This is a genomic window from Rathayibacter sp. AY1B4 (genome assembly GCF_002932815.1).
Lineage (GTDB): Bacteria > Actinomycetota > Actinomycetes > Actinomycetales > Microbacteriaceae > Rathayibacter.
On sequence record NZ_PSWN01000036.1, the window covers coordinates 1 to 21,867 of the forward strand.

Sequence of the window (21,867 nt, forward strand, 5' to 3'; positions counted from 1 at the left end):
CGGACGAAGCGCACGGTTCGATGGGGTTGGGTCAACGTCGCGTTGTTCGCCGTCGCGGCGATGTTCCTGCTGCTGATCACCGTCCAGACGGGTTCCTGCTGCTGATCACCGTCCAGACGGGTTCCTGCACCGATTACGTCGACGGGACTGGGGTGTGCACACTTACGCCGCCGCCGGACCGCCAATGGCTGGTGCTGGTGATCGGTGGCGGGGTTCTCGCTTTCGCGCTCTTCAAGGCGTTTCGTCGGCGCTGACCCGCCGCTGGCTCATCTGATCGGGCTGTTCGAGCGTCCAGACAGTGGTCGCCGGTCCTGTCCCGTAACAGGGTCGTTCACCGGGATGGCCCGAGCTCGAGCGCAGCCCGCTTGCGGCGGGAACGGATCCTTCGGAGAACGATGCCGGTCACGAGGAACCCGAGCCCTGTCGGGATGGTGCCTGCGGTCAGAAGGACGGCGTGGAGCGCGAGTAGGAGGTAGTCGATGGAGGACAACCAGGTCATCGACAGAGGGCCGAGGACGTCCATGATCAAGAAGGAGAACAGGGAGATGGCCAGTCCACACCAGGCGAGGCTCGCTGCGGCAGGAATCAAGGCGAGCGGGACGCGGCGACGCGGATGTCTCCGGGCCACTATGTGAGCGGCGACAGCGGCGAGGGCGATCCACGTCCCGACGCCGATCGCACCGAACGCGATTCCGAAAACTCCCTCAGACGGGTCCGAATCGGTCACGCCCGTTGCGATCATGAAGCTGCTGAGCATGAGAATCAGGGCTGCTATCGCGGTGGCGAGTCCCACGCCCGACCAGGTGATGAGGCTGTCCAGTGAAGTTTCGGGTGCTGTAGTCGAGGTCGTCGGAGTTGCTGAAGCGGGAGTGTTGGTCACGATCAGGGGTCCTCGTTGGTAGCGGGAAGGACGTGGCTCATCGTGCAGTGACGGTGAGGTTCAGCTCTTCCCCTACGCGCAATATCTCGTTCGAGGGGAAGCGGAACGGGTTGAGGTAAAACAGGTCATCGTCCGTCATGCCGAATCGTGCCGCGACGTCCTCTGCGAGGTCGTTGCGAGCGACGCTGTATGACGTTGGTACTCCGTTCGTCGTTTTGGTCTCGCCACGTGCTGCTGCGCGCGGGCCGGTGTCCCGGGCGACGAGGGTGCTGCGTTGGGGCTCCACACTCCACTGGATGTCAGCGATGGCGATGATTTCCGTCGAGCAGTCCGGGTCGTTCTGCGGTCGGGTCGTGAGGACGAGCTGATCGATCGCTGTCGGGTCGCCGCGGAACTCGGCGAGGTTCCGCCACGCCTTGTAGGGCTTTCCCGACTCCGCGTCCGCGAGGCGCATCGGGAAATCAACGTTGAAACAGGTGGCACCCTCATTGATCGGATCCAGCGCCCCCATGACCGCGACGAAACCGGAAGAGGATTCTGTTGCGGCGGGGATCGCGAGCGCCTCTGACGCGAGGGCCAGCCGACCGTCTGCCGCACTCAAGCGAATGACGCTGGCCGTCCCATCGCCCCCCGTGAACGTTGCCACGCCAAGGTCGCCGGTGAGCGCAGCGTCGGAGCTGCCATCCGTGGGCGTCACCCGAGCCGGCGGCGTGGGCTGTGGCGTGCATCCCGTGATGACGATCAGGCATGCTGCGACTACGACCGTGCTTCGCGCCCTCGAGAATGCCCCCATCGGCTCAGGGTAAGCAATGTCCCCACTCCTTTCTTGGTGGGCAGCGTTGGCGCCTTCTCCTGTAACGCTAGGGATGATCGTCTACCGGGTGGGTTGGTTGAAGGATTCTCTGGCGTCGGTGATGGTGCTTCCGTTGCGGAGGGTGAGTGTGACGGTGAAGGTCGGCTCGGGTCCGCTGCGGCCCGTCTCGCCTCCCTCGGTGAGGCCGGTTCCGGGCCACCAGGCTGCCCAGTGGCCGTCTGTGATCGTGGCGAGGACGCTCGTGCCGTCGTTGGTGCGGATGGTGAGTCCGGTCACGTCCGAGCCGACGTCGCCGCTGGTGAAGACGGCGGGCGGAAGGTTCTCGCCGGTGAACTGGCTGATGCCTCCCTGCGTGTATTCGTCAGCGAGCGGAGTGAACCCGCCCTCGCTTCCGGTGGAACTGATGAGCGCCCTCCCGGCAGTGCTCGTCCCGGCCGGGATCTCGATGAGGCACGCCCGCTGGCTGGGGGTCGTGTAGGAGAGCAGGACCCAGTCGCCGCGCCGTTCCCCTATCGCCGGCTGCCCGAGCTGCTCCGTGTCACCAGCTGCACACGCCGCGCCGGCGACGGTCAGGTCGGAGGCGCTGGCAACCTCCGCGGTCGACGTCCATGAGGCGTACGCGCGGGAGTCGACACCGGACGGCAGGACGGCGAGAGCGACCCCCAGCGCTGCGGCCGCGAGTCCTGCGGGAAGGATGAACTGCCATCCCCGAGGACGCCGAGCGGCGGGCTCTCGAGCGGCGACCGGGTCGCTGTGGAGGATCATCTGGAGCCGCGCTTCGGCGGCCTCGCGAGCCGGGCCGTCGAGCTCGTACTGGGCGGCCGGGTCGAGGTCTTTCGTGGCGAGGAGTTCGGGCGTGGTCATGATGCCTCCAAGGCGGGCGCGTGGTGCTGATGCGAAGGGGGATCGAGCAGTGCCCGCAGCGCGGTGCGTGCTCGGTGAAGTCGGAGCCGGAAGGCGACGGCGGTGATGCCGAGCACTCCGGCCGCGGACGGGGAGTCGAGTCCTTCCCAGGCCGTCAGCGCGATCGCTTCCTGGTGCTGCGGTTTGAGTTGCTGCCACGCCTGGTAGAGGTCGAGCCGGGTCGCGATCGCGTCCTCCGGTGACCGCGCGGCCGCGTCGGTGTGAGCGGCGACCCGGATCGCGAGCGCGGCGGAGCGCTGCTGGCCGCGAAGGTCGTTGAGGAGGCAATTCCGGGCGATGGTGAACAGCCACGCCCGCGCGGGCTCGTCCTCCGACGGCGCGGTGTCGTGGCGGCGCCAGGCGATCAGGAACGCCTCGTGCGCGAGGTCGGCGGCACGCTCGGGGTCAGTGCGACGCCTCAGGAATCTGACGACGCTGACGTACTCGCGTTCGTACAGCTCGGAGAAGCTCGCCTCGCGAGCGGACTGTGGTGGGCTCATACCTGGGACATGTCCCCAGCCGAGCTGCTGTTACAGATGATCGACCAGTTGATGTTCTGTCCCACTCCGGGACCTCGGCTACGGAACCGCTCGCGAATGATGAAGCCCGAGTTCGGCACGTCAGGCGCCGAGGGCGCCAGGCAGTTTCCTTTCGAGTCGCGCTGCTCGGCTCGCGGCGAGTCCGATCGCCAGCAGCACGCCGCACACGATGGGGAGCTGCAGTCCAGCCGGCAGCGCTGGATACATCGGGAAGAGCACTGCTCCGAGCACCTCAATCCCGATCAGCAGGACAGGCAGACCGATGAGTACGAGCGTCGAAACCGCGGCGGTGACTCGCCCGCGCCAGGGGAGCGCTGTGAGCAGGCCGAGCGCTGCGATAGGCGCCGCTGTCGAGAGGCCGGGACCAAGCCACCCAGCGGACGCCGAAACGAAAGCGATGATCAGTTCCGCGGCAGAAGCCGCCAGTGCCATGCCGCGGGCGGCACCTGTTCGTCCGGCCACCGCGAGCCCGAGCGCGACAACGAAAGCGGCTCCCGCAAAGACGGAGGGATTGGTGAACGGTCCGATCGCACCGGGATAGTTGATCCCCGGTGACCAGTTGATCGTGAAATAGAAGATGAAGAACGCCGTGGCGAGAGCGAGCGGAATGATCGCGGCCGGCGATCGGCCAGCGTGCGAACGGAAGTGGTGACGCACCCCACCGACCATCAAAGTGACTCGCTGTCCGAGCGTGGGGCGGGACCGGCCTGCGTCGTCGGCTTCGTCCAACAGGATGCCGAGCAGCACCTCACCGTGCTCCGCCCTCCATACGGGCGGGTACCAGCGCAACGCGCGTCGGAAGCGGTCGGCTCGGTAGGCGTCATCGTTCGTCGTCATGCCGTTCTCCAATCAGGGGCGTGGCCAGGTCGGATCGCTGCGGCGGGAACGAGGCCGAGGTTCGCCCGTGCTCGGCGCGCGCTGGCTTCCATGCGGTCGACCTCGACACCGAGCGCAGTACGGCCGGCGTCGGTCAGTCGGAAGTAGCGACGGACTCGACCGTTGATCCGCTCATCTCCATCGGAGGAGATGAGCCCCTCTGAGTCGAGCCGTTCGAGTGCGGCGTAGAGCGTCGTCACTCGAAGGCGCACGCGATCCTCGGACTGCTCCTCGATCTCCTGGAGGAGCGCGTAACCGTGGCGCCGACCTGTCGCCAACGTGGTCAAGATCCAGAACGTCGTCTCTCGCATCTCGCCGACCATGATCCGAACCATACTCCAACGCTCGCACTATGAGTCACCGAGTGAGTCCACTGCACTCGTGCGCCAACACTTGGCGCTACATTCCGGGAATGACCAATCGCACGCTCGGCAACGCGTACACGGCCGTCCTTCTGATCGTGGGGGCGGCAATGACTTTCATCGGCGCGTTCACCTCAGGCTCAGTGGGCGCCACCGCCGCCGTCGCCTTCGGTGCAGCGGCGGTGGCGGCGGGGCTCGTACTCATCGGTATCCGCTTGACGACCCCCACCCGTTAGTCGCGCGACGAGCGGACTTGAGGAGCGGTCCCGTAAGGGGATCCCCATACGGGACGGCCGGCCAGCGCTAGCGTGGGGCCGGCGAGGAGGGTGAATGCACGCCGATTGGGACGAGTCGTATTTTTGCAGTCCGGGTTCTTAGCTTCCGACGTCGGGGTGGTGCCAGACGGTCACGGCGATGCCGTCAGGGTGAGGAATGGGACCCCTCGCCGGTACCCGCGAAATACCGCCAACCGAAATCGACGGTCAGGGCGAAAGAGGCATCCGTTGCGCGCACATCCGCTGGAGTCGACTCGGTGATCGACCCTTCGTAGGACTGACGGTTGAATCCCTGAGGGAGCGGGAGGCCATCGACCTGCAGTCTGGAGGCGGCGACGAGAGTCCACCGGACGGTAGCCATTCCGTTGGCACCTCCACCGGGAAGCCCGCGACCACCACCACCGGAGACGTCACCGCTCTGCAGTAGGTCGATGCCGACCAGGGAATCAACGACTCTCACTCCTGTGTCGTGGATTCCGTTGGTCGCGAGGAATCGATCGACGGCTTCGGCCGCTGCGAGCTGATCGGTGCCGTCCACCGCGTAGACGATTCCTCCGTCGAGTCGGCAGACCGTCGTGATCGCTGACCCCGACTCGCCGATCTGATCGGATCCTCCCTCTCCGAAGCACCAGTCCTCCGTCGCCCGTGCCACCTCTCGCACGCCCGGCACGGCGTCCACCGCCATCGCCTCCTCGAACAGCGGACGCGTGTCCTGCCGTGCTGCCGCGACAATGGGCGAGGTTGGCGACGGCCCGGGCATGTCACCGGCACAACCGGAGAGCGGGATCACAGCGGCTGCAAGAGCGAGCAAACCCCGCCAGAGGAGTCGCCTTTCACGGCCAGGGTCGGGTCGCGCGTGCATGCGCCCACCGTACGACGCTCTCGCCGGTGCACCCAGGCTGCATACGCGACTACCCGTCGTCACGGAACCTAGTTCCAGCCGTTCACGACACCTAGAATGAGTGACAAGTTACGTGATAACTCCACCCGGCGCGCCATTCTGCCAAGTCAATGTCACGTATTCGGCCGTATAAGTGACCGGGGTCAGCGATGCTCGTCGGCTACATGCGCGTCTCGAAGACCGACGGAACGCAGACCACCGATTCCGCAGCGCGATGCGCTACTCGCGGCCGGCGTCGACGACGCTCAGCTGTACTCCGATCTCGCGTCCGGCCGGAAGGATGATCGGCCGGGCCTGCTGTCGTGCCTGAAGGCACTGCGCGAGGGGGACACGCTCGTGGTGTGGAAGCTCGACCGGCTAGGACGCGACCTTCACCACCTCGTGAACACGGTCCATGACCTCACCGCGCGCGGCATCGGGCTGAAAGTGCTCACGGGTCAGGGCGCGGCGATTGACACAACCACCGCCGCCGGCAAGCTGGTCTTCGGGATCTTCGCAGCCCTCGCCGAGTTCGAGCGCGAGCTCATCTCCGAACGAACCATGGCCGGCCTCGCGTCCGCTCGAGCACGCGGTCGGGTCGGCGGGCGCCCGTTCACCATGACGCCCGCCAAGGTGCGACTCGCCATGGCGTCGATGGGCAAGCCGGAAACGAACATCGGCGCCCTCTGCAAAGAACGCGGCATCTCCCGCCAGACGCTCTACCGCCACGTCTCACCCACCGGTGAGGTACGACCGGACGGCCTCCGCGTCCTCGGACGCAAGAGCACCTAGACGCAGCTCGCCGAGGCCGGCGTACGCTCTGAATGACGGCTCCGGTAGTTGTGCAGACGACATTGAAGATCTGTGCGGAGTACCTCGAGAACTGACACGTATGCGGATGCTCCACTGCGACAGATCCATTGTTTTGACGCAGAAACATGTTCACTCATTGCCTCGTTACCATCGACGGTTCCGTAACGGATCCCTGGCCGGCTGATGAGGCCGCGCTGCGGCCGGGTTCAGCTGGTGAGTCGGCGGACCTGTTCGGCGGAGAGCTGGCGGTCAGCGTAGAGGACAACCCGAGCGGTCGGGTCCGTGCTGTGCGCATCCGGACCTTCCCACCTCCGCTGGAGGCCGAGTTGCTCGATGGTGCGGCGGGAGCGTGCGTTGCGTTCTGCGACGACCGCGGTGACGGGCAGCTCCGGTCGGAGTGAATGGGCGAGTTCGATGCCGGTGAGGGCGACTTCCTGCGCGTAGCCCTTTCCCCAGTGGTCGGGGTGGAGGGTGAACGCCACGTTCCAGGCCGCATCGGAGAGGAGGGTGCATCCGCCCATCCCGATCAGATCATGGTTGACGGTGGGGGATTCGCGCCGGCGGATCACCCAGCTGCTGAGTCCGTCTTGTGTCCACTGGGTTCTCCGGTACGCGATGACGGCCCGGGTCTGATCGGCGGAGAGATGGAGGAGGAGTGAATCTTCTTCCGCGATCCGCGGATCGGTGTAGAGGCGGGACAGCTCGTCGAGGTCGGTTTCGGCGGGCCGGCACAGCCGGAGTCGGTCGGTGAGCACGTCGAGGTCCCCTGGGGCGCAGGCCTGTCCGTCGCTCACGATCATGGGACGAGGATTCCACGTCCCGACCGCTCGACGAGCCTTGTGTGCGCGTGCGATCCGGTCGCGGGAGGTACCCCGCACGGGGATCGGTGACCGGTTGTTCTCAATTGCTGACGTGAGCCAGCGTCCGCGCGTACGCGATCATCGCATGACCACCGAGCGGATGCGGCGCGGGATCCCCGTGAGGCTCGAAGCCGGACGCCTTGTAGAGGCTTTCTGCCCGATCGTTTCCGGCGCGGACGTGCAGCTTCAGGACGAGGTAGCCGAGCTGAGCAGCGGTCTGGATCGCGTCGTCGAGCAGCATCCGGCCGAGCCCGTGCCCTGTCTCGCTCGGTGCGACGGCGAGCAGTTCGAGCAGCGCACTGTGTCGGCCCGGACCATCGCCCGTGTCGACGGTGAGAGCGAACCCGAGGGGATCCGAGCCGATGACGGCGAACCGAACGAGAGGCCGGTGGAACTTCGCTCGAGCCCTCTCGGCGACCGCGTCGTCCTGACTGCATCCGTCTCGTGCTCTGAGTGCCTCCAGCCAGAGGTCGATGCAGGGCCCGCGATCGTCAGGCGAACCGGCTCGGATCTTCATGCGCTGAGGCTATCGAGGCAGCCATCGGACATGTTCCGAATCCGAGTCGCGTCCTCGTTGTGGACGCCGGCTCGCCGGCTGACGCTGGACAGCAGCTCGCCGAGGCGTGGTCGTGTCACCGAACGAGACGTCGGGCGAAGGACCGGCACATGCTCCGAGGGGCGGGCGTGCGCGAGGAGCGATTCGTACAGTGGAGGTATGAGTGTGATGAAGGAGACGGGTACCGCGCGGCGGAGCGGACGAGGGTGGACGCGGGCTGCGTTCGTGCTGGGCGTTCTCGCCGTCGTGTCCTACGCCGTCGGATACCTGGCGGTGGCCCACCTGTGGGTGGGCGATCCCCTCGTCATCGGAGTCGCGACCACGCTGCAGTACCTTCTCCCGCTGGCCGGCGTCCTCGTCGGTCATCAGGCGCGACGACACGTCGGTCCTCGCTGGGAGTCGACGGTGGGACTCGTGCTCTCCTACCTCTTCCTGGCCTTTGCCGTGGTGCCGGTCGTCATCGGCTTGGCCGGACTGCTGCTGGCACGCTGATCGATCGACGACCCGGATCATTCAGCGGTTCACGCGATCCGTCGCCGTCTGAACGATCGGCAGCTTCTTCGCACGAAGGGTAGCGGCGAGGAGCCAGCCGAGGAGGGAAGCGATTCCTGCCGTGACTGCATATTCCGTGATGACGCCCGCGGAGGAGGGCCAGGTCGCGTTTCCCGACGCGAGTACCAGCGCGGTGGAGGCGGCGGCGCCGATCACGAGTCCCAGACCCAGGAACGCGGCCGCCTGCCCGACACGAGGGAAGCGGCGTGTCCGCCGGTCGAGCCAGAGACTCGAGGGAAGCCACAGGAGAGCGCCCGCTACAGCGAACGCAGCTGCCGTGCCCGCGATGAGCCCTGCTGCGGACCCGCCCGATACATCCCAGCTGCCCACAGTTCGCAGCAGCGCAAGGACCGCAACGGCAGGCCACGCCAGAATGCCCCATGCCAGTTCTCGTGCATCCATGGACATCAGGATCCGGCACGTCGGTGAACACGCCATGAATCAGAACGTTCAGCACTCCACGATCATGTGTTCCGTAAGGGGATCGTTCAGCGGTACGGCAGGAGCCGTTGTCAGCCGACACCGACGCCGGTTGCTCGGGCTCGGTCCCGCAGCGATACGAGCAAGGACGCGGCGGTTTCGTCGCTCGCGGGCCGTAGCCCGAAAGCGCCTTGCCGGCCGTAGGGTGCGAGGTCGATCGATCCGTCCGCGGTGCTCACGCGAAGAGCTCGACGGTGGAAAAACCGCTCTGATACGCGGACGACCGATACTTCCTCGACGTCAGGCCACGTCACTCCTGCGCGCCGGTCAGACTGCGCGGAGAGGAACCACAGACCGGTTTCGTCCGCCACGACGACCAGGTAGTTGCCGACCGCGAGTATCGCGTCCTTCTTCTCGATCCACTGCTTGAGTCCAGGGGCGGCAGACGAGACAGCGAAGATGTCGCTAGTCGGCTCGTTCTGCCTCAGCACGGCCATCCGGCGCTCCACTCGCCGCGCGAGGCCCGAGAACATCCAGACCATCAGAAGGACGACAAGCATCGCGATCCCCAGCGCCCACAGCGCGGCCACCAGTGGCTCACCTCCGCTGCGCCGCGTCAGCAGGACGAGTTCCATGCCGATCAGGACAACCGGTAGACCGAGTAGTGCGGCTCTGACGCGGAATGCCCGGACCTGCTGAACGTCCGCGAGCGCGTCGGCCAGCGACGAGCTGCGGTGACCCCGGGTTTGCGCGAGGCCGTTGTCGCATCGGTCATGGACGAGACCAGCGCCTTGAGCGCTCCGTTGATCCACCGCGGCGCGGATTGCTCGGCGGACGGCTCTTGCTTCCCGATGATCGAGCCGGCCCGCACCAGCTGGCCGCATGATCGCGCCCGTCCTGTGATCGACGAGCGGCAATCGCGTCCTGCGGAAGCGGAGAGTGGTGTAGCCGGCGCGTTCCTCGTCCTCCGCTCTGTAGGGAAGCATCCAGATTGCGATCAACGACCACGCAAGGCTGATCAGCATCCCTACGAGCAGGCTGAGTGCGACGATGCCGGGCTGCGAGAACGAGCCGTCTTTCTCGAAAGTGAAGGTTGCTATCGCAACGAGCAGGAGGGCCCCGAAAATCAACATGCTCGCCATCGCGTACAGCCCGTGGAGAAAACGACTCTGACCGGACCAGCCCGGAAGCAGGTCCACAAGGGCCCCGACTTCGTATCGGTCGTACTTCGTCATCTCGGACCCTCCCGAACTGCAACCCTGCCACGATCATCCGCGTCCGCCCCCGCGCGGGACGCCCAGCAAGACGATCGTCGTGCGGGTCGACGGACTCGCTACACAAGGCTGTAGGAGCAAGATCCCCATCCCACACCCGCGTACCGCCTGCGGACGCCGTAACCGCGACCAGGCTCCCTTAGGGAAGCATCGCCATTGTCGGAGCCTAACTGCAGGCCTCCGCGGCCAATGGTGTCCGGCGGGGTGGCGGCCCGTATGGGGATCGCTGAGCGGTCACCGATCAAGGAAGTTCCTCTGGAAGGCGGTCGGCCCGATCGCCGGCGCCTTCGGAGGGGACGTCATCCTGGTGCCGGACCGCAGACTCCCAGGCGGCGGGATCCCGGTCGTACGCAGCCGCGGCCGCAACGTACCTGGCGAATGCCACGCATGCGCGCTCCACGTTTCACTCCCGGATCGCGACGTCGTTGAGGAGCTGCGCACCGAAGTGCACAATCTCGTCTCGGTAGGAGCTCATCGCCTCCGACATCTATTCCCCGTGATCGACGGCTGATGCGCGAGTGTCCAGGTAGGTGCTCCATCGCGCGTCGAGCTGGGCTCGAAACGGATCGACCTCCCGGTCGTGGGAAGGCATCGTGTTCATGCTCGAACCCTAGAACCCGCCGAGGCCGTTCCATTGAGGATCGAGGACCGGTCACGTGGAACTTGGTCGCTCATCCGGGCCCAAGAAAGGAGTTCGCAGCCTTCGGCTAACAGCTATCGAACGCCGCGGGCTCGTTCGTAGCACCGGTAGAGCACGATCGCGCCAACGGCTGACACGACGAGTCCGACCAGAAAGCCCACGAGCAGGACCGGGCTGAGCTGGCCCCCGGTCTGATTCAGGTCCGCACGAACGCCGGCCTGAAACCCCAACACCGAGCAGATTAAGGCGATCACGACACCCGACGCGAGCAGGCTTAAGCCCTTGAGTACTTCCACCATGACCACCCCCGGTCGCGAAGCTACCGCAGAGTATCTCACTCGAGACCCCGCCGTCCCGTGTGGGGATCGTCCTACGGGCGGTCGATTTCGGCCAGTCGACGGTCGTAGTCGGCCAGCTCGTTCCGCATCTGCTCGACCGACCTCGGCGTGAAGCGCCTCACTTGCAAGTCAAGGATCGCATCGGCCACCACGTCGCTGACCTCGAACTCTGCGGCGACGGCTGCCCTCTCGTCGTCGCGACCTCCCGAGACGTGCGCGCACACCCGCAACAGCTTCTCGGGGTTCTCGATGACTGTGATGTAGGCGCTGACGATCTCGGTCAGCGTCTCAAGGTTCTGACGTTCGTGGTCGTCGTCCATGCGGTCACCGTACCGGCCCGAAGTGACCTGGATTCGGGCACTCCTCGCATCATCTACTCCTGTGAGTGCGCCATCCCGTAAGCGGATCGTTCAGCGGTCAAGGCTGCGCCGACGCCAGCGCGCAGGGCCCGGCGGCTACGGGTCGCCGTCTCGGTTCACGGTTGTGGACGGGCTGCGGCTCGCGGTGCAGGCTGTGGCCATGACCGAGGACTCGCGCACGAGCTTGCTGTACTCCACTGAGGTCGCAGACCGCGCTCTTGCAAGCTTCACGGCGGAGACGATCGGCTACGCCGGCTTGGACACGGAGACGTTGCTGCTCAGCATGCAACGTGACGTTCGCCGCAACGGTGTTCCTGATGATGTCGGGCTATGGGACGACTGGGTTCGTCACCTCTGGGCAGCTTCCGGTTTCTCTCACGACTCAGCGGCATGGGACCTGCGCGAGGACTTCTTCGAGACCACCGTCAGAGCGGAGGGGCGCGATTATCGGGTGCGCTCACGAGGCGCCAGGGAGTCTGATTGGCCGGCCGATGCCATCGTTCTCTCATCTGAAGGGGGCAACCCCGAGGGGTTTTACTACGACGCGATCGTGAGGTGTCTACGCGCCTGGCTCGATCAGAATCCCGACAGCGAGGACAAGACAGTCCTTCTGGCGTTGACATCGACCTGGAACGCCTACTGAGCTCCCGAGGGTGTCGACGACCCGAAAGTGCAGCCGTCGCTACCCGCGTTACCCATCTCTCGGGGTGCTCGAGGCCGTTTTGATAGGGGATCGTTCAACGGTAGGCGGGGCGTCCGGTAGGGGTCGTTCAGCGGGCCGGTGAGCCGGCGGGTGCTGCTCTCTGCCGCGCTGTGCGTCGCGGCCGAGAGCAGGGCGACACCGGCGGCCCCCGCCGGTCTGTCGCGTGCGGCGTCAGCGAAGTCCCCACTTCTCGACCGCACCGCCACAGTAGAGCCCCCGGCGCGTTGCCCGAGCGTCAGTCGAGCTGGACGCTGCTGCGCAGCTCACCGCCGCTCCACGTCTCAAGAACCCACCGATCAGGTCGGGGCGGTGCGTCCGCCATGGCCCGTGCCGCTTCCCAGGCCCGCTCCGCGCAGCCGTAGACCCCACTGACTACCGACGTTTCGGCCCAGAAGGCGCTCCGCAGAAGTACGTAGTGCTCGCCGTCGATACTGATCTCACGCCACGGATCCTCGCCGATCGCAGGACGCCGCAGTGGCCCTGGCATGAAGCGCTGCGACGATGGCGCGGGGCCAGCCAGCGGATCGCGCAGCGGGGCGGCTTAGATCACCTGCCGGGTCGGTTTAGAGTCGATCCGCGATTCACTCGTTCTTCCCCTCCGGCCGTGACGGACATCGCATCGTCTGACCAGTGCTGCCGATCTTGAAGGAGTATCGATTGACGCGCCGACCTCCTGAGGGCAGGCCGCGGGTCCTCCTCCTGCCGCTCCTCGTCGTCGTCGTGGGGCTGATCGTCAATGCCTATGCGCTGACCCACAGTTCCCGAGCCGGCAGCACGTGGCTGGCGATGATCGGCGGGATCGTCGGGGCGATGGCGATCATCGCAGTGGGCGGATCGGTCGTCTCTCGACGGACTGTGCAACGCGAGAGCGAGATCCTCCGCAGGCGTCCGGGATCATTGCTCGTTCCCATCGTGACCAAGACGTCCCTCGCTGTTGCGGCTCGCGACCTCGGGATGCGGAGCCGGATCATCCCAGGGGTTTCCGCGACGATGGCCATCGATCAGAGCTCGACGGTCCGCTTCTTCATGGGTGCCTCTCGTCCTCGCGCCGTGATTGTCCTGCGGAGAGAGCGCGTTATGGCGGTTCGGCCTGGTCTGCTGCAGGACGGGGCCCGGATCTACCGCGTGATCGAGCTCGTTGCTCAGGGGCCGACTGGAGAGGTCGTCGTACCCATGATCGTCATCAGGCGGGGCGACCTTCTCGGCCGAGCGCTGCCTGAGCTTGCAGTCGAGAACCTCGTGAAGGACGTCCGAAAGACCCTTTTCGACTAGAGCCGGATGAGCTTGCTGGGATGAATGACGATCGACAGCGCCATCTTCCGCCGTTGACGGCGCGAATCCAACCCGCGGCTTAGAGCTCGTCTGCCAGCGAGTCGACATCGAAGAGCAGCTCCCCACTTGTCGCTGTACGCGTCACCGCGAGCACTCGGTCGAGGACAGTCGCGGTTGCCGCGACGTCAGTGACCCATCTGCGCGACGTCTGCGTCAAGAGGCGTCCCGTAAGGGGATTGATCACCGGTCGCTTAGGGCGCCGATGCTTGCTGAGCCTCCCGCAGCGCGACAGGTCCGGTCAGCTCGTGGGGAGAGGTGTCGGAGACGCGATGGTGTGCTTCGAGCTGGCGACCCATGCTTCGCCATCCCAGCTGATCCACACTTCGCACGCACTGCGCGCGGCGGCTCCAGAGCGGGATGCGCCGGCGAGGTAAGCGTGGGCAGAGGTCGGCACGAGCTCATCGAACACGTCGAACTGCGTATCCGTCGCTGATACGTCAGCACAGGAATCGAGGATCCCGGAAGCCTGTTCCTCCGACGTCGCGCCAGCGGCAGCACGGATCGCTTCGACATCCCCGGTCAGAACGCCCGGCTCGAGAGCCGTGAGCGTGGAGCGCGCGGAGCCGGCGGGTGGTAGCGAGCTCTGCGCGGTCAGCAGGAGGGCAGCTGCACCTCCTGCTGTGATCACGAGCGCTGCTGCGCAAGCAAGGACCACGAGGCGACGTTGATTCATGTCCACAGTGAACCGCATCACCGGTCGGGGCGGATCACGTCCCGAAGGCGATCCCTGACCGAGCGTCCGATGGGGATCGTTGACCGGTCAGCTATCGATCTTCTGAGATATCGGACGAGCGGTCGGATGGATCGATGGGGTGGGGTCGTAGGGCGGGATCGTGTCTCGAGGGAAATCGAGAGATGCCAACCCCAGGAGGGTGATCATCGCCACAAGAGCGCAGGCAGCAGTGGTGAGCGCCGCTAGCAGTAGCCGCTCAAGGGTGCGCATGGCACGAGGTTATGGCATGAGGTGAGCGGCTTCGGCCGTTCCGGGCGCATCCCGTTTTGGGATGGTTCATCGGGTGCGCTGGTAGTCACTTGACGCGGTTGGCGAGGCCGAGCTGCCCGCAGACGTCGGAGGTACCGGGAATGACAGCTGCAATGCCGTCGGGCATGACGCAGACGGTCAGTTCGGAAGGAATCGGTCCTGGTCGAAGGTCGACTGGTGAGCCGTTCGCCGTGCCGACGTCAAGTGCGCCCTGCCTCCACAGGTCGGAGCAGAACGCGATCGCGTCCGGGATCGGCACCTGATCAGCGCTACCGGGTATTCCGTCAGGTGTTGCGAGGGCTCCTGTGGTGCCGGGGAACTCGGACCCATTGCGTTCTGCTCGCGCGAAGCAAGCGACCGTCATGGCATCGGACACCGGCGCTTGGGCGAAGAAGAGTCCACCCGAGACCGCGGCGAGGATGACTGCCGCGGGAACCGCGGCGATCGCGATCCGGTGACGTCGGTGGCGCCCGCTGCCTGGGTCATTCTCTGCGGCCTGCGCGATCACCGTTCGGAGGGCGAGGGTGCGGTCGTGCTCTGGTGCTGTCATGTCAGTACTCCGCGGGTCGGAAGGTGTGGGGGAGTGTCCGCCTGCGGGTGAACTCATCGCGTAGGCGACCTCGGGCGCGAGACAGTCGGGACTTCACCGTCCCGACCGGAATGCGCAGCACGGCGGCTGCTTCCTCGAGGGTGAGCTGCTCAATGACGCAGAGCGCGAGGATCTGCTGATCCGCCGGCCGCAGCATCGTCAGTGCAGCTCGGATGGTGCGGCTGCGTTCGGCGGATGCTGCTGCGGCTGCCACCGTCACTGCTGGATCGGGCGCGCTGACAGGAGGTGGAAGAGTGCGCAGCATCCGCTCGTATCGGCGTCGACCGCGACCGATGTTCCGGGTGACGTTCAGGGCGACGACGAGCAGCCACGCGGCGAGCGAGTCGTTGACGAAGCGGACGTCAGCGCGCTTACGCCACGCCTCAAGGAACACGACGGCCGCGGCATCCTCCGCGTCGACGGACTCCCCGAGCAGTTGACGGCAGTAGGCCCGAATGCGCAAGTGATACCGGTCGAAGATCAGCGTGAATGCCCGCGGATCAGCCCCCGTCGCGCGCCGCCAGACCTCGCGATCCGTCTCCCATTCCACACCCATGCCTAGAAGTGTCCGCTCGATCGAGTTGGTTCCAAATCAAACTCAAGCGAGATAACTCGACGTGAAACCGGCAGGGCGTTGAGGATGCGTCAGCCAGTCCCGTTTGGGGATTCCCATGCGGGACGGTGTTCCCGTCGAACAGAACGCTGGTACGAGAACTACGGGGTCCTCGTGCTGCAGAGGGTCAGAGTCCGAACCCATCGAGCACTTGGTCGGCGTAGAAACCCGACCGGATGACGGCTGCACCTAGATCGTGGAGCAGGTCGTCGAGGGCAGTATCGGAGAGGTCATAGAAGCCGGCGCTCGGACGTCGGGCGATCAGCTTTCGCGGCGCGACGATGACAGACCAGCAGTCGTCGTCACGAGAGATGATCGCGTACTCACCGCTGTAGGGTCCCTTCGTGACCAGGGCTGCATGCGGCCGGTCCCGTTCGAGGCGACGAGCGGGAACGTTGATCGAGTACTCGCGAGAGCGCGAGTCGGTCACGGCTCGGGGCGCCGACTCGGTGCCCCAGAAGTTGTAGACGATGCCGATGGCTGCACCCGCCAGGACGAGCAGGGCCCACTGAAAGTTGCCGTCCAGAAGTGCAAGCACGAGCATGACGAGACAGCAGGCGATCGCGAACACGAACTGCACGTTCGAGATCCGCAGACGGCGCTTCGTTGGGGACACCCTGACGATCATCCTCCCGACAACGCAGGAAGAATGACATCGCCGCCGGCCCAAAAGGCGCCATCGCGACTCGAGCCCAGCGTTCCGGTGAGCGATGGTTAGCGGGGCGCCCGGATCGGCGTCTGTCAGCGTTCTGGGTAGAGCACACATTCAATCGCTGACGGCCTACCGCGAATAGAGATTCCAGGTTCCGTCGCCCGGCGAGGCCTCGCTCGGAGCATGGTCACGGATCACAGCCGTGGAACTCAAAGACGGCGTCAAGAGGTCGCCTTCAAAGATGAGGAACCGCTCTCTCCCTCGAGCAGATTGGATCGCCAGAGCGATACGCGCCGCGACCACTTCCGGCGCTTCCTTCGCGTTGAGACGACCTTCAGCTTCACCACTGAGCACGAGCAACATCGCCCGCCCGCCGGGCGCATGGGGACGCAAGAGGAGTGCACCGTCACCGGTGTCACTCACAGCGAAAAACGGCGCGAGTGCCGCGCGAAGAGACATGAGCAGATCGTACGGTGCGTACGAAGCGGTGTCTCGTATGGGAATCGTTCACCGGTCCATGGCCCCCTCTAGGTTGTTGCCGCACACCCGTCTAGTGTCGCGTCATGAGCGAGCGGACGAAGCGCACGGTTCGATGGGGTTGGGTCAACGTCGCGTTGTTCGCCGTCGCGGCGATGTTCCTGCTGCTGATCACCGTCCAGACGGGTTCCTGCACCGATTACGTCGACGGGACTGGGGTGTGCACACTTACGCCGCCGCCGGACCGCCAATGGCTGGTGCTGGTGATCGGTGGCGGGGTTCTCGCTTTCGCGCTCTTCAAGGCGTTTCGTCGGCGCTGACCCGCCGCTGGCTCATCTGATCGGGCTGTTCGAGCGTCCAGACAGTGGTCGCCGGTCCTGTCCCGTAACAGGGTCGTCATCCGGCCGCCTGAGACGGTCGTGTGCGCCACCGGATTTCTGCGACGTGATTTGTCGCAATAGACCCGCCCGGTGAAATGCCCGACGACGGGGCGTCAACCGACACACTGAGCGCATGGCAGCTCTCGTGGGATACGCCCGCGTCTCAACCGACAAGCAAGATGCGACCGCGCAGCGCGACGCACTCCGTGCGGCCGGCGTTCCATCCGATCGGATCTACGTCGACTCCGGTCTGACGGGCCGGAACCGCGAGCGTCCCGCGCTGCGGGAGGCGCTGGCGGCGTGCGACGCCGGATCGACTCTGCTCGTGACGAAGCTCGACCGGCCCGCGCGGTTGATCACAGACGCTCGGGACATCGTTGATGAGCTGACCCGCCGCGGGGTGAAGCTCAGCATCGGGGGATCGGTCCATGATTCGGAGGATCCGATCGGCCGGCTGCTGTTCAACGTGCTCGCGATGGTCGCGGAGTTCGAGGGGGATCTGATTCGTGCCCGCACTCGTGAGGGGATGAAGGTCGCGAAGGCCAAGGGGCGGCTGCGCGGGCGGCAGCCGAAGCTGTCGCCGAAGATCGAGGCGCATCTGGTCGCAGAGCATCGCGCCGGGAACTACACCGTCGCCGAACTCGCGGCAGAGTTCACGGTCGCGCGGTCGACGGTCTATCGGGCGGTGCAGCGCGCGGACGCGCGAGCCGCCGGCGCGGTCGACGTCGCCCTAGCGCTGCCGACGGAGGGAGCGTGATATCGGGAGACGAAAAGGAGCCGGCGCTGGGGGCGGGGAAGGTGGAGGTGCTGCCCGGGTGGTCAGCACGCACCCGCCTTCTTCATATTGGATGGCTGTACGTCCTTATGGCGGTCATGTTCACGGTGACCTTCACTGTGGGTTCCTTCGTTCCGCCGGAGTCACGTGCGCCTCTTATGGTGCCGCTGGGAATCTTCTTGATCGCGTGCTTCTGGAGCTTGATCTGCTCCCTACTTGCTTCGCGGAGGATCAGGGCCGAGAGGAACGCCGGTTACACGACCTTGGGGTTCGGGCTGCCTGACCTGCCGATGGTCGATTCGCGGACCGGTGTGATCCTGAAGGAAGCGGGTGAGCCTCCTCTCGACGGGAAGGTTGCGAGGATGCGCAGGCGCTTAGCGCGGAACCGGGAGATGACGACCGGCGCCGCGGTCGGCTCTGCGGTTCCTGCTCTCAGGGTCCGTTGGCTTCCGCTCGTACTCGCGGTCGGCGCCGTCGTGGCGCAGCACTTCTTCGCCCTCGGCCGAGAGGGGTCTCAGGCGGTGGTCGCTGTCATCGATGGGGCTCTAGTGGTTCTGGCGGTGGGGCTCTTCCTCTGGGCGAGGGCGTCAGCCGGACGATCCGCGCGGAGAGTGGCCGAACTTGATCCCGGGACCTCGGGGGAGGCATTCGCGTGCGTCTACCACCAGCACCTGCGGTCGCTGGTGAGGGGCTTGGACCCGGACGTCAGCATGGGGTCCTACCCGGTCGTTCACCTGGACGAGACCGGACTGAGCATCCTGTCGCAGTCGAATGCGCGCCGGGTCACCTTCCCGTGGCCGCGGGTCGCGTCCGTCCGGCCGACTCCGCTGCTCGACCGGCTCTTCATCCGGCGGGCGATCGAGGTCGTCCTCGAGGAGGGCGGATCGGTCGTGCTCGCCCCCTACGGTGACCGTTCGTTCTTCGGCATGAAGGCCGCGAATGATGCGAGGTTCAGCGCGATCTTGACCGCCATCAGCTCGAGGCCCACCGAGGGGCGGTCGGCGTGAGGCCCGGTTGGTGGTTGTAGGCGGACGTCATGAGATTGTCGGAGGCGCCCGCGTCTCGACGGATAAGCAGGACGCGCAGGCGCAGCGCGACGCGCTGCTCGCGGCCGGTGTGCCGGCGGAGCGGATCTACGTCGACGTCGGCCTCACCGGCAGCAACCGCGAGCGGCCCGCGCTGCACGAGGCCCTGCCGGCTCGACTCTGTCCGTGACGAAGCTCGACCGGCTCACCCGCTCGATCACCGACGCACGCGACGTCGTGGACGAGCTCGAGCACAGGGGAGTACGACTGGATATCGGCGGGTCGCTGCACGACCCGAACGACCCGATGGGCCGGCTGCTGTTCAACGTGCCGGCGATGCTCGAGGAGTTCGAGGGCGACCTGATCCGGTCGCGCACGCGCGAGGGGATGCGGATCGCGAAGGCGAAGGGGCGCCTGCGCGGCCGCCAGCCGAAGCGCTCCCCGAAGATCGAGGCGCACCTGGTGGCGGAGTGCCGCTAGGGCAACTACATCGTGGCCGAGCTCTCGGAGCAGTTCGGGGCGACGCGCTCGGCGGTCTACCGGGCGGTCGAGCGCTCGAACATGACGGAGTTGCGCGCCGTCGACGTCACCCTTCCGCTCCCTGAGGGAGAGCAGTGAAGCCGAGTGCCCAACGGTCACTTGATTCGGCGCGTCTTCGAGGGCGGTCGTTGCGACCGACCGGCTCGCGGTGAGGCTCCTGGAGCCCCGAGCCGACCCGGATGAGGCGGGGGGGCTCCCACGGCCCCGCTGCGCCTTTACAAAGGGCGTCCAGGCCGTCCGTCGACTCGTGAGGTCCGGAGGTTTCCTCCACCGTCTCCGGCGAAGAGGACTGCTGTGCAGTATCTCGAGTTCTCGTCGAATGGGCCGAGGTGTGCGGCCGGATTCCTAGCGCTCACGCCCAGACATGCGCGCGGAGACCATGACCTGCGCAGCACGGTATCAGGCGACCCGCGGAGGTTTCCATCCAATGCGCCAGCGCTTACAGGTGGCGGCCTGGTGCGCCCGTCGAGGCGCCGGCCGGTCTGCCGGCTGCCGACTCGTCGGCCGGGTCCGGCACTCCACCGCCGACGCGTCCGCCGCTCAGTCGAACCGCGCGCCCTCCGGCCGCGGCGGCAGCACGAACAGGATCAGCAGGAACACGTAGCCGGCGATCGGCACGAGGATCGCGAGGATCCAGAGCCCGCTGCGGTTCACGTCGTGCAGTCGTCGCCAGATCAGCGAGAGCGACGGGAGGAACGTCGCCAGGGCGATCGCGCTCGCGGCGAGCGACACCCAGAAGGTCTGGAACGGCGCGCCGCTCGGGTACGGCGTCAGCGTGAAGTCGAGGCGCCACGGACCGCCGTCGGCCAGCTGCAGCAGCGCGGTGAGGACGCTGCCGAGGAGGATGATCCACCAGTACTCGGCCCGGCTCGCCCTCCCGCGGAAGCGGAGGTAGTTGCCGAAGAAGCGGCGGAGCGCCGCCATCGGCGGAGCCCCGTAGTAGGGGAGGGTCAGCGGCGGCTCGAGGGTGCTCGGGCTCATCGGGTTCCGTCTCTCATCCCTCGACCGTATCCCCTGCTCCCCGCGGCGCCGCGTCGGTCGTGCGGACGACATCCCGGTGTTCGCCTCGGCGGAACGCCGCCGTGTTCACGAAGCCGGAGGCCGCCGTGTCCACGACTGAGGAAGCCTGCCGTGCTCACGACCGAAGAAGGCTGCCGTGCTGACAGCGCAGGAACACCGCCGTGTTCACGAAGCTGGAGGCCGTTGTGGACGCGATCAGCGAGTAGGAACCGCCTCCGCCCGCACCGCCGCCGTCGCCCGGGCGTCGACGATCAGGCTGACGACGAGCCCCACAGCGACGATGACGATCGCGACCCACGGCAGCACGTCGAGCCCGCTCGCGTCGATCGCCAGTCCGCCGACGACCGCGCCGCCGCCGATGCCGATGTTGAACGCCGTCGTCTGGAGCGCCGCGGCGAGGCTCCGCAGCTGGAAGGAGGAAGTGCGCAGCATCCGGGTCTGCAGCATCGCCGGGATGCCGCCGAACGCGATGTTCCAGATCACCGCGGCGACGACCACGGCCGTGGCGGCGCCGGTGCCCGCGGCGACGGCCAGGCCCGCGAGCGCCAGCACGACCGCGATCGCGGCGACGACGAAACCCGAGCGGGGGAACCGGTCTGTCGCGAAGCCGGCCAGGACGAGTCCGACCGCCCCTGCGCCGCCGAACGCGAAGAGCACGAGCGGCACCGTGTCGGGGGCGAAGGAGGCGTTCTCGAGCCAGGGCGTGATGTAGGTCGAGAGGGTGTTCTGGCCGATCAGCACCAGCAGGATGACGACGCAGACGCCGATGATGCGGGGGAGCGTCCGGTCCTTCCGCGCCGGCAGGCGGATCTCGCCGGTCCGCAGCGGGATGTGGTGGTCGACCGCGGGCAGGAACTTCACCACGATCAGCGCGAGCACGAGCACGACGCCGCCGAGGATCGCGAAGGTGGGCCGCCAGCCGAACGCGTGCCCGAGCGCCGTGCCCAGGGGGACGCCGAGGACGAAGGCCGCGGATCCGCCGCCCGCCGTGATCGCAGTCGCGCGGCCGAGCTGCTCCGGAGCGACGAGGTGCGCGGAGTAGGCGGCGACGATCGCCCAGAAGAGGCCGTGGGCGAGCCCGCCGAGGATGCGGGCGCCGATGAGCAGCCCGAAGGTGGGGGCGAGCGCGGCGAGGACGTTGGCGACCGCGATGGTGCACAGCGCCACGAGGAGGAGGCTCTTGCGCGAGAAGCGCTGGGTCACGAGGGTCAGCGGAGTCGTCGCGACGACGACGGTCGCGGCGAAGATCGTGACGAGCTGGCCGGTGAGCGAGATGCTCACGCCGAGGTCGCGCGACATGTCGGGGATGAGCCCGGTCGGGAGGAACTCGCTCGTCACGGAGACGAAGACGGCGCCGGCGAGCGTGAGCAGGCCGATCCAGGGGAAGGCGGGGGCTTTCGCGGTGTCCTGAGGGTTCACGGTGTCCTGAGGTCGGGGG

Annotated in this window: 29 protein-coding genes and 2 pseudogenes; 11 read left to right on the plus strand and 20 right to left on the minus strand. The window is 66.6% G+C overall.

The features are described from left to right. Positions 1–254 (plus strand): hypothetical protein (locus C5D66_RS17320; protein ID WP_181067951.1); only part of this gene is annotated, 254 nt, incomplete at its 5' end. Positions 255–331: 77 nt separating this feature from the next. On the opposite strand, the gene C5D66_RS15895 is transcribed toward C5D66_RS17320, so the two are convergent. From C5D66_RS15895 to C5D66_RS15920, 6 genes are all read right to left on the minus strand, one after another. Next, positions 332–793, minus strand: coding sequence for a hypothetical protein (locus C5D66_RS15895; RefSeq protein ID WP_104256517.1), 462 nt, complete (start codon positions 791–793; stop codon positions 332–334). Positions 794–917: 124 nt separating this feature from the next. After that, positions 918–1,673, minus strand: coding sequence for a hypothetical protein (locus tag C5D66_RS15900; protein ID WP_146084800.1), 756 nt, complete (start codon positions 1,671–1,673; stop codon positions 918–920). Positions 1,674–1,754: 81 nt separating this feature from the next. Continuing rightward, complete coding sequence (locus C5D66_RS15905; RefSeq protein ID WP_104234399.1) at positions 1,755–2,558, minus strand: hypothetical protein; 804 nt, start codon at positions 2,556–2,558, stop codon at positions 1,755–1,757. Beyond that, a complete protein-coding gene (locus C5D66_RS15910; protein ID WP_104256519.1) occupies positions 2,555–3,097 on the minus strand; it encodes an RNA polymerase sigma factor in 543 nt (180 codons plus the stop codon). The genes C5D66_RS15905 and C5D66_RS15910 overlap by 4 nt, the downstream gene beginning before the upstream one ends. 120 nt (positions 3,098–3,217) lie before the next feature. Beyond that, positions 3,218–3,973, minus strand: coding sequence for a hypothetical protein (locus tag C5D66_RS15915; RefSeq protein WP_104234401.1), 756 nt, complete (start codon positions 3,971–3,973; stop codon positions 3,218–3,220). Continuing rightward, positions 3,970–4,335, minus strand: coding sequence for a PadR family transcriptional regulator (locus tag C5D66_RS15920; protein WP_219814274.1), 366 nt, complete (start codon positions 4,333–4,335; stop codon positions 3,970–3,972). The genes C5D66_RS15915 and C5D66_RS15920 overlap by 4 nt, the downstream gene beginning before the upstream one ends. An 89-nt stretch (positions 4,336–4,424) precedes the next feature. On the opposite strand from C5D66_RS15920, the gene C5D66_RS15925 reads away from it, so the two are divergent. Next, positions 4,425–4,610: a hypothetical protein gene (locus tag C5D66_RS15925; RefSeq protein WP_104234402.1), complete on the plus strand. Its 186-nt coding sequence runs from the start codon at positions 4,425–4,427 to the stop codon at positions 4,608–4,610. 184 nt (positions 4,611–4,794) lie between these two features. Here the strand turns inward: C5D66_RS15925 and C5D66_RS15930 are convergent, their stop codons facing one another. Beyond that, positions 4,795–5,511 carry a hypothetical protein gene (locus tag C5D66_RS15930; protein WP_146079361.1) on the minus strand — a complete coding sequence of 239 codons (717 nt, stop codon included), beginning with the start codon at positions 5,509–5,511 and terminating at the stop codon, positions 4,795–4,797. A gap of 188 nt (positions 5,512–5,699) precedes the next feature. On the opposite strand from C5D66_RS15930, the pseudogene C5D66_RS15935 reads away from it, so the two are divergent. Next, positions 5,700–6,321, plus strand: a pseudogene (locus C5D66_RS15935) (recombinase family protein). Positions 6,322–6,548: 227 nt separating this feature from the next. Here the strand turns inward: C5D66_RS15935 and C5D66_RS15940 are convergent. Both C5D66_RS15940 and C5D66_RS15945 read right to left on the minus strand, forming a co-directional pair. Further along, a complete protein-coding gene (locus C5D66_RS15940; protein WP_104256522.1) occupies positions 6,549–7,142 on the minus strand; it encodes a GNAT family N-acetyltransferase in 594 nt (197 codons plus the stop codon). Between the two features lie 100 nt (positions 7,143–7,242). Next, positions 7,243–7,719, minus strand: a complete 477-nt coding sequence (locus tag C5D66_RS15945; protein WP_104256523.1) for a GNAT family N-acetyltransferase — start codon at positions 7,717–7,719, stop codon at positions 7,243–7,245. Positions 7,720–7,917: 198 nt separating this feature from the next. Between C5D66_RS15945 and C5D66_RS15950 the strand changes: the two genes are divergently transcribed. Continuing rightward, positions 7,918–8,250 carry a hypothetical protein gene (locus C5D66_RS15950; protein ID WP_104226378.1) on the plus strand — a complete coding sequence of 111 codons (333 nt, stop codon included), beginning with the start codon at positions 7,918–7,920 and terminating at the stop codon, positions 8,248–8,250. A 21-nt stretch (positions 8,251–8,271) separates the two neighbouring features. On the opposite strand, the gene C5D66_RS15955 is transcribed toward C5D66_RS15950, so the two are convergent. The 4 genes from C5D66_RS15955 to C5D66_RS15970 form a co-directional block, all read right to left on the minus strand. Then, on the minus strand, positions 8,272–8,712 hold the full coding sequence (locus C5D66_RS15955; protein ID WP_146079362.1) for a hypothetical protein: 441 nt from the start codon (positions 8,710–8,712) through the stop codon (positions 8,272–8,274). Between the two features lie 110 nt (positions 8,713–8,822). After that, positions 8,823–9,965, minus strand: a complete 1,143-nt coding sequence (locus C5D66_RS15960; RefSeq protein ID WP_104256525.1) for a hypothetical protein — start codon at positions 9,963–9,965, stop codon at positions 8,823–8,825. 753 nt (positions 9,966–10,718) lie between these two features. After that, the gene (locus C5D66_RS15965; protein ID WP_146079363.1) at positions 10,719–10,943 is read right to left on the minus strand and encodes a hypothetical protein; all 225 of its coding nucleotides are present in this window, start codon (positions 10,941–10,943) and stop codon (positions 10,719–10,721) included. A 71-nt stretch (positions 10,944–11,014) separates the two neighbouring features. Further along, complete coding sequence (locus C5D66_RS15970; RefSeq protein ID WP_104256527.1) at positions 11,015–11,302, minus strand: hypothetical protein; 288 nt, start codon at positions 11,300–11,302, stop codon at positions 11,015–11,017. A 199-nt stretch (positions 11,303–11,501) separates the two neighbouring features. On the opposite strand from C5D66_RS15970, the gene C5D66_RS15975 reads away from it, so the two are divergent. Further along, entirely contained in the window at positions 11,502–11,984 is a 483-nt protein-coding gene (locus C5D66_RS15975; protein ID WP_146079364.1) for a hypothetical protein, read from the plus strand. A gap of 690 nt (positions 11,985–12,674) precedes the next feature. After that, positions 12,675–13,316, plus strand: coding sequence for a hypothetical protein (locus tag C5D66_RS15980; RefSeq protein WP_104256529.1), 642 nt, complete (start codon positions 12,675–12,677; stop codon positions 13,314–13,316). A gap of 298 nt (positions 13,317–13,614) precedes the next feature. Here C5D66_RS15980 and C5D66_RS16945 read toward each other — a convergent pair whose 3' ends face one another. The 5 genes from C5D66_RS16945 to C5D66_RS16955 form a co-directional block, all read right to left on the minus strand. Next, positions 13,615–14,049 carry a hypothetical protein gene (locus tag C5D66_RS16945; protein WP_146079365.1) on the minus strand — a complete coding sequence of 145 codons (435 nt, stop codon included), beginning with the start codon at positions 14,047–14,049 and terminating at the stop codon, positions 13,615–13,617. A gap of 355 nt (positions 14,050–14,404) precedes the next feature. Next, positions 14,405–14,908, minus strand: a complete 504-nt coding sequence (locus C5D66_RS16950) for a hypothetical protein (RefSeq protein WP_146079366.1) — start codon at positions 14,906–14,908, stop codon at positions 14,405–14,407. Between the two features lies 1 nt (position 14,909). Beyond that, positions 14,910–15,503 carry an RNA polymerase sigma factor gene (locus C5D66_RS15985; RefSeq protein ID WP_104256530.1) on the minus strand — a complete coding sequence of 198 codons (594 nt, stop codon included), beginning with the start codon at positions 15,501–15,503 and terminating at the stop codon, positions 14,910–14,912. Positions 15,504–15,687: 184 nt separating this feature from the next. Then, a complete protein-coding gene (locus C5D66_RS15990) occupies positions 15,688–16,140 on the minus strand; it encodes a hypothetical protein (RefSeq protein ID WP_104256531.1) in 453 nt (150 codons plus the stop codon). Between the two features lie 201 nt (positions 16,141–16,341). Continuing rightward, complete coding sequence (locus C5D66_RS16955) at positions 16,342–16,671, minus strand: hypothetical protein (protein ID WP_146079367.1); 330 nt, start codon at positions 16,669–16,671, stop codon at positions 16,342–16,344. Positions 16,672–16,775: 104 nt separating this feature from the next. Between C5D66_RS16955 and C5D66_RS15995 the strand changes: the two genes are divergently transcribed. The 5 genes and pseudogenes from C5D66_RS15995 to C5D66_RS17570 all read left to right on the plus strand — a co-directional run bounded on the left by C5D66_RS15995 (position 16,776) and on the right by C5D66_RS17570 (position 19,487). Continuing rightward, positions 16,776–17,009, plus strand: a complete 234-nt coding sequence (locus C5D66_RS15995; RefSeq protein WP_104256516.1) for a hypothetical protein — start codon at positions 16,776–16,778, stop codon at positions 17,007–17,009. 193 nt (positions 17,010–17,202) lie between these two features. Then, positions 17,203–17,826 (plus strand): recombinase family protein, encoded by a 624-nt coding sequence (locus C5D66_RS16000; RefSeq protein ID WP_104256532.1) that lies wholly within the window; start codon positions 17,203–17,205, stop codon positions 17,824–17,826. Beyond that, positions 17,823–18,851, plus strand: a complete 1,029-nt coding sequence (locus C5D66_RS16005; protein WP_104256533.1) for a hypothetical protein — start codon at positions 17,823–17,825, stop codon at positions 18,849–18,851. Before C5D66_RS16000 ends, C5D66_RS16005 begins: the two co-directional genes overlap by 4 nt. A 10-nt stretch (positions 18,852–18,861) precedes the next feature. Then, positions 18,862–19,349 (plus strand): annotated as a pseudogene (locus tag C5D66_RS16010) (recombinase family protein). Positions 19,350–19,361: 12 nt separating this feature from the next. Further along, positions 19,362–19,487, plus strand: a complete 126-nt coding sequence (locus C5D66_RS17570; RefSeq protein WP_258061582.1) for a hypothetical protein — start codon at positions 19,362–19,364, stop codon at positions 19,485–19,487. 462 nt (positions 19,488–19,949) lie between these two features. Here C5D66_RS17570 and C5D66_RS16015 read toward each other — a convergent pair whose 3' ends face one another. Together C5D66_RS16015 and C5D66_RS16020 are read right to left on the minus strand one after the other, a co-directional pair. After that, positions 19,950–20,390, minus strand: a complete 441-nt coding sequence (locus C5D66_RS16015; RefSeq protein WP_181028856.1) for a DUF805 domain-containing protein — start codon at positions 20,388–20,390, stop codon at positions 19,950–19,952. A 234-nt stretch (positions 20,391–20,624) separates the two neighbouring features. Then, on the minus strand, positions 20,625–21,867 hold a 1,243-nt coding region (locus tag C5D66_RS16020), incomplete at its 5' end, for an MFS transporter (protein WP_219812278.1).

Coding starts and splice junctions, on each gene's coding strand:
- C5D66_RS15900 (WP_146084800.1), bottom strand. CDS start 1,673: ATGGGGGCATTCTCGAGGGCGCGAAGCACGGTCGTAGTCGCAGCATGC.
- C5D66_RS15940 (WP_104256522.1), bottom strand. CDS start 7,142: ATGATCGTGAGCGACGGACAGGCCTGCGCCCCAGGGGACCTCGACGTG.
- C5D66_RS15950 (WP_104226378.1), top strand. CDS start 7,918: ATGAGTGTGATGAAGGAGACGGGTACCGCGCGGCGGAGCGGACGAGGG.
- C5D66_RS15965 (WP_146079363.1), bottom strand. CDS start 10,943: ATGGTGGAAGTACTCAAGGGCTTAAGCCTGCTCGCGTCGGGTGTCGTG.
- C5D66_RS15975 (WP_146079364.1), top strand. CDS start 11,502: ATGACCGAGGACTCGCGCACGAGCTTGCTGTACTCCACTGAGGTCGCA.
- C5D66_RS15945 (WP_104256523.1), bottom strand. CDS start 7,719: ATGAAGATCCGAGCCGGTTCGCCTGACGATCGCGGGCCCTGCATCGAC.
- C5D66_RS16950 (WP_146079366.1), bottom strand. CDS start 14,908: ATGACAGCACCAGAGCACGACCGCACCCTCGCCCTCCGAACGGTGATC.
- C5D66_RS15915 (WP_104234401.1), bottom strand. CDS start 3,973: ATGACGACGAACGATGACGCCTACCGAGCCGACCGCTTCCGACGCGCG.
- C5D66_RS15970 (WP_104256527.1), bottom strand. CDS start 11,302: ATGGACGACGACCACGAACGTCAGAACCTTGAGACGCTGACCGAGATC.
- C5D66_RS15910 (WP_104256519.1), bottom strand. CDS start 3,097: ATGAGCCCACCACAGTCCGCTCGCGAGGCGAGCTTCTCCGAGCTGTAC.
- C5D66_RS15955 (WP_146079362.1), bottom strand. CDS start 8,712: ATGGATGCACGAGAACTGGCATGGGGCATTCTGGCGTGGCCTGCCGTT.
- C5D66_RS15905 (WP_104234399.1), bottom strand. CDS start 2,558: ATGACCACGCCCGAACTCCTCGCCACGAAAGACCTCGACCCGGCCGCC.
- C5D66_RS16955 (WP_146079367.1), bottom strand. CDS start 16,671: ATGTCTCTTCGCGCGGCACTCGCGCCGTTTTTCGCTGTGAGTGACACC.
- C5D66_RS15930 (WP_146079361.1), bottom strand. CDS start 5,511: ATGCACGCGCGACCCGACCCTGGCCGTGAAAGGCGACTCCTCTGGCGG.
- C5D66_RS16945 (WP_146079365.1), bottom strand. CDS start 14,049: ATGAATCAACGTCGCCTCGTGGTCCTTGCTTGCGCAGCAGCGCTCGTG.
- C5D66_RS16000 (WP_104256532.1), top strand. CDS start 17,203: ATGGCAGCTCTCGTGGGATACGCCCGCGTCTCAACCGACAAGCAAGAT.
- C5D66_RS15995 (WP_104256516.1), top strand. CDS start 16,776: ATGAGCGAGCGGACGAAGCGCACGGTTCGATGGGGTTGGGTCAACGTC.
- C5D66_RS16015 (WP_181028856.1), bottom strand. CDS start 20,390: ATGAGCCCGAGCACCCTCGAGCCGCCGCTGACCCTCCCCTACTACGGG.
- C5D66_RS15985 (WP_104256530.1), bottom strand. CDS start 15,503: ATGGGTGTGGAATGGGAGACGGATCGCGAGGTCTGGCGGCGCGCGACG.
- C5D66_RS15925 (WP_104234402.1), top strand. CDS start 4,425: ATGACCAATCGCACGCTCGGCAACGCGTACACGGCCGTCCTTCTGATC.
- C5D66_RS15960 (WP_104256525.1), bottom strand. CDS start 9,965: ATGACGAAGTACGACCGATACGAAGTCGGGGCCCTTGTGGACCTGCTT.
- C5D66_RS15920 (WP_219814274.1), bottom strand. CDS start 4,335: ATGGTCGGCGAGATGCGAGAGACGACGTTCTGGATCTTGACCACGTTG.